The organism is Synechococcus sp. BA-120 BA3, from assembly GCF_034931285.1.
GTDB lineage: Bacteria > Cyanobacteriota > Cyanobacteriia > PCC-6307 > Cyanobiaceae > Cyanobium.
This window is the reverse complement of record NZ_JAYGHZ010000371.1, coordinates 1-4,427: the sequence shown is the minus strand read 5'-3', so window position 1 is coordinate 4,427 and position 4,427 is coordinate 1. Positions and strand designations below refer to the sequence as shown.

Sequence of the window (4,427 nt, the reverse complement as noted above, 5' to 3'; positions counted from 1 at the left end):
GGCCGGGGACGTTGGGGCCGGGCCAGGTCCTGGCCCACCACCGCCGCGCTGAAGGCCGTCAGGGTGGCCAGGGCATCGGCCGGTTCCACCCCGTCGCCGAGCTCCGCCAGGCGCCGATCGAGGTCGGCGGCCCCGAACAGCTCACGGCCGGTGGACTTGGGCGGCGTGGCCTGGAGGTAGGGCTCCCGCAGCCACTGCTGCAGCCGCCCCTCATCGATGCGGCCCTGCCGCGCCCAGGCCCCGTCGGCATCAAAGCTCAGCCGCCCGCCGCTGAAGCGGGCCACCGCCAGATCCAGGAGCGTGTTGGCCGGGCCGCAGTCCCAGCCCAGCACCGGCGCCTTCCGATCGGGACCGGTGGGGGGAGGCAGCAGGGTGAGATTGGCGATGCCCCCCAGGTTGAGCAGGGCCCGCCAGCCGCCGATCCTGCCCAGCAGGGCGGCGTCGGTGGCCGGCACCAGGGGGGCGCCATGGCCGCCGAGGGCCAGATCGATGCTGCGGAAGTCGAACACCACCGGCCTCCCCAGCAGCTCCGCCAGCAGCGGCCCCTGCAGCAGCTGCCAGCTGGCCCCGCGGCGCTCCCCCTGCGGCGGGCGGTGCCAGAGGGTCTGGCCGTGGCAACCCACCAGCTCGGCCCGGCCGTCCGGATCGCAGGCGCGGGCGGCCAGGGCCTGGTGCTCGGTGAGCTCCTCGGCGAGGTGCAGCAGGGCCTCGGCGTCCAGGGGCACCCCCTGACCGACGGCCACCAGCCGCTCACGCAGGCCCGCCGGATAGGGGGTGTGGGCACTGGCCAGAATGCGCCAGCGCGGCCGGGCCGGGCGACCCTTCAGGCTCACCAGCACCGCATCGACGCCGTCGGCGCTGGTGCCGCTCATCAGCCCCAGCACCCGCATGGCTGTCCTTCGCACGGCAATCAGTGGGAAGGCAGGGCCTCGAGGGCTTCGCTGCTGCCCATCACCACCAGCAGCTCAGAAGCGTTGAGCACATGGGAGGCCGGCGGGTTGACCGTGAGCTGGTTGGCGGGGCCCGCCGCCAGCACGCTGACGTTGTAGTTCTTGCGCAGGTTCAGATCCCGCAGCGACTGGCCGACGAAGGAGCCGGGCACTTTGATCTCCTCGATGCTGTTGCGGTCGTCCAGCCGCAGCCGCTCCAAGAGGTTGGGCCGGACCAGCTCCATGCCCAGGCGAGTTCCCTGCATCTTCGACGGGAAGACCACCTTGTCGGCGCCGACACGCCGCAGCATCTTCTCGTGCAGATCGCTCGTGGCCCGGGCGATCACCTGCCGGACCCGGCTGCCTTCGCCATCCTTGACGATCAGGGTGGCCGTGATGCTGGCCCCGATCGGTTCGCTGATCGCCACCACCACCGTGCCCACGTCAAGGGCGCCGGCCGCCCTCAGGGCCTCTTCGTCGGTGCAGTCCACCACCCGGGCCTCGATGGCCGGATCCATCTGGCGCAGCTCATCGATGGCCCGCTGGTTGAGGTCGACCGCCAGCACCTCGGCCCCGTGGCGCAGGAGCTCCTTGCAAACGGCACTGCCGAAGCGGCCGACGCCGATCACGGCGTAGCTGTTGGAGGTGTCGGAGTCGCTGCCCTGCCACTGCCACCACTGGTTCATGAGGTCGACGACGCAAGGGGCATGGGGCGCGGATCGAAGGGAGCCGGATTCAGATGTAGAGCTCCTCACGGGGGAAGCCCACCCGATTCTGGGGCCGGCTGCCGTAGACGGCTGAAAGCAGCAGGAGAATACCGATCCGGCCGACGAACATGCCCACCATCAGCACCAGCTGCCCCCAGCGGTTGAGCTGACTGGTCACCCCCACGTCGAGGCCCACGGTGCCGAAGGCGGAGACACAGGTGAACAGCTTCTCCAGGAAGGTGAAGGCCTCGCTTCCGGGGGTGCCGGCGGTGGTGTTGCCGAGCCCCAGCAGCAGGGCCATCAGCAGGATGAACAGGCCCGAGCCGAGGGTGACGCCCACCGCCTTGAGGATCACCTTGGGGGGGATCTCCCGGTTGCGTACCACCACCTGGTCGTGGCCGCGCAGGGTGGAGCGGGTGGCGGCGATCAGGGCCGCGAAGGTGGTGGTCTTGATGCCACCGCCGGTGCCGCCGGGGCTGGCGCCGATGAACATCAGCACGATCATCAGGAGCAGCCCCGAGTCGGAGATCGTCTCCAGGGTCAGCGGCACGGTGTTGAAGCCGGCGGTGCGGGTGGTGATCGATTGGAAGATCGTCACCTGCAGTTTGTCCCAGAGGCTCAGCTGCTCCACCATCCCTTCGGTGGCGAAGTGCTCGGTGAACAGCAGGCCCACCGCCCCCAGCACGATCAGCAGGATCGTGGAGCGGATCACGAGGCGGGTGTGCAGGCTGAGGCGGCGCAGGCGGGCCAGCCGGAAGCGGTTCACCCAGATGTCGTTGGTGACCCGCCAGCCGACGCCGCCCATCACGATCAGCAGGCCGATCACGCCGTTGACGATGGGCTGGCTGCGATAGCCCACCAGGCTGTCGCGCCAGAGCCCGAACCCGGCGTTGTTGTAGGCGCTGATGCAGTGAAACAGGGAGGCCCAGAGCCGCTGGCCCCGGTCCGGGATGTCGGTGAAGCCGAAGTTGTAGAGCGTCAGCGTGCCGATGCCGATGACGATGCCGGCGATCAGCAGGATCTGGTTGAGGGTGGGGCCGATGCCGCCCACCCCAAATTCGTCCAGCGCCCGGCCCTTGTCGAGGCGCTGGCGCAAGCCGGAACGCCCCTGGACGAAGCCCTGGAGGAAGGTGGTGATGGCCATCAGCCCCAGACCCCCGGTCAGGATCAGCCCGGCCAGGGCCACCTGGCCGGGGAAGGTGAGTTCCGCCCCCACGTCGATGATCGAGAGGCCGGTGACGGTGATGGCCGAGGTGACCGTGAAGAGGGCCTCCCAGAGACCCACTTCATCGCTGGAGCAGAGCGGACTGGCGATCAGCAGAGTGCCGAAGGTGATGACCAGCAGGCCGGTGACCACCGCGAACTGCGGCACCGTCAGCCGGTGCCGCCAACTCTGCCGTCGATTCATTTGTTGGGCTGGGGCGTCATCCGCAGGTAGGGACGGATTTCGGTGACACCCTTGGGAAACTTCGCCCGGGCCTCGTCGGTGGGAATCGAGGGCACCACGACGCAGTCCTCGCCCTCCTTCCAGTTCACCGGCGTCGCCACCTGGTGGTGGTCGGTGAGCTGCAGGGAATCGATCACCCGCAGGATCTCATCAAAGTTCCGGCCCGTGCTGGCGGGGTAGGTGATCTGCAGCCGCAGCTTCTTCTTGGGGTCGATGATGAACACCGAGCGCACCGTGAGGTTGCTGAGGGAATTGGGGTGAATCATGCCGTAGAGGCTGCTCACCTTCTTGTCGCTGTCGGCGAGGATCGGATAGTCGACCGTGGTGTTCTGGGTCTCGTTGATGTCGCCGATCCAGCCCTTGTGGCTCTCGGCGGAATCCACACTCAGGGCGATCGTTTTGACATTCCGCTTCTCCCATTCGGCCCGCAGCCGGGAGACCTCACCCAGTTCGGTCGTGCAGACGGGGGTGTAGTCGGCGGGATGGGAGAAGAGCACCACCCAGCTGTCGCCGGCGAAGTCGTAGAGGTTGATCGGGCCGAGCTGCGACTCCTGAGTGAAATCGGGAACGGTGTCGCCCAGTTGCAGGGTCATGGGAGAGAAATTGGCGCCGGTCGATGCTGGCACAGCAACGGGGCCGTCGGTCGTGGCCGCGGCAGTCCAGGACTGGAGCTCCTGGAGCAGATGCTGCAGCCCCAGGTCGGCCGTGGCCGAGACGAACAGCATGCCCGGCTCCAGGGCCCGGGCCCGCTCCAGCTCGCCGCTGGCGCAGCGGTCGATCTGGTTGCCGATCACCCGCCGGGGGATGGTGGCGTTGAGGGAATCGAGGATGGTCTGGACGGTGCCGAGCTGCTCGGGCCAGGCCGGATCCGCCAGGTCCACCACGATCAGCAGGCCGTCGGCGTCCAGCGCCTCCTCGAAGGTGGAGCGGAACGCCTCCATCAGCTGGGGAGGCAGCTCCCGGATGAACCCCACCGTGTCGGTGACCAGCAGGGGCGGGCCGGCCCCGGCCGCCCCCCGCCCGATCCGGCGGGTGGTGGGATCGAGGGTGGCGAAGAGCTTGTCTTCGGCCAGCACCGCCTGGTCTCCGCTGGCCCCGGTGAGGGCGTTGAGCAGGGAGCTCTTGCCGGCATTGGTGTAGCCCACCAGGGCCACCTTCGGCAGGTCGCGCCGGCCCTGGCGCAGTCGGGCCCGGTGCTCCCCCAGCCGCTGCACCTCCCGCTGCAGCCGTTCGATGCGGCGGGCGATGGCGCGCCGGTCCTTCTCCAGCTGGGTCTCGCCCGGGCCCCGGGTGCCGATGCCGCCCCCCTGCCGCGACCGGCCCCGGCCTGTCCCCTATACACAT

General features: G+C 69.3%; 4 protein-coding genes and 1 pseudogene. All 5 read right to left on the bottom strand.

Annotation, left to right across the window (positions count from 1 at the left end):
- Window positions 1-890 (bottom strand): anhydro-N-acetylmuramic acid kinase (locus tag VB737_RS15165; protein WP_500314184.1); only part of this gene is annotated, 890 nt, incomplete at its 3' end.
- 20 nt (window positions 891-910) lie between these two features.
- On the bottom strand, window positions 911-1,615 hold the full coding sequence (locus VB737_RS15160; protein ID WP_500314182.1) for a potassium channel family protein: 705 nt from the start codon (window positions 1,613-1,615) through the stop codon (window positions 911-913).
- Between the two features lie 49 nt (window positions 1,616-1,664).
- Entirely contained in the window at window positions 1,665-3,044 is a 1,380-nt protein-coding gene (locus VB737_RS15155) for a potassium transporter TrkG (RefSeq protein WP_500314180.1), read from the bottom strand.
- Window positions 3,041-3,676 carry a peroxiredoxin gene (locus VB737_RS15150; RefSeq protein ID WP_254949307.1) on the bottom strand — a complete coding sequence of 212 codons (636 nt, stop codon included), beginning with the start codon at window positions 3,674-3,676 and terminating at the stop codon, window positions 3,041-3,043. Before VB737_RS15150 ends, VB737_RS15155 begins: the two co-directional genes overlap by 4 nt.
- A 72-nt stretch (window positions 3,677-3,748) precedes the next feature.
- Window positions 3,749-4,417 (bottom strand): annotated as a pseudogene (gene hflX / locus VB737_RS15145) (GTPase HflX); the annotation flags it as partial.
- Between the last annotated feature and the right edge of the window lie 10 nt (window positions 4,418-4,427).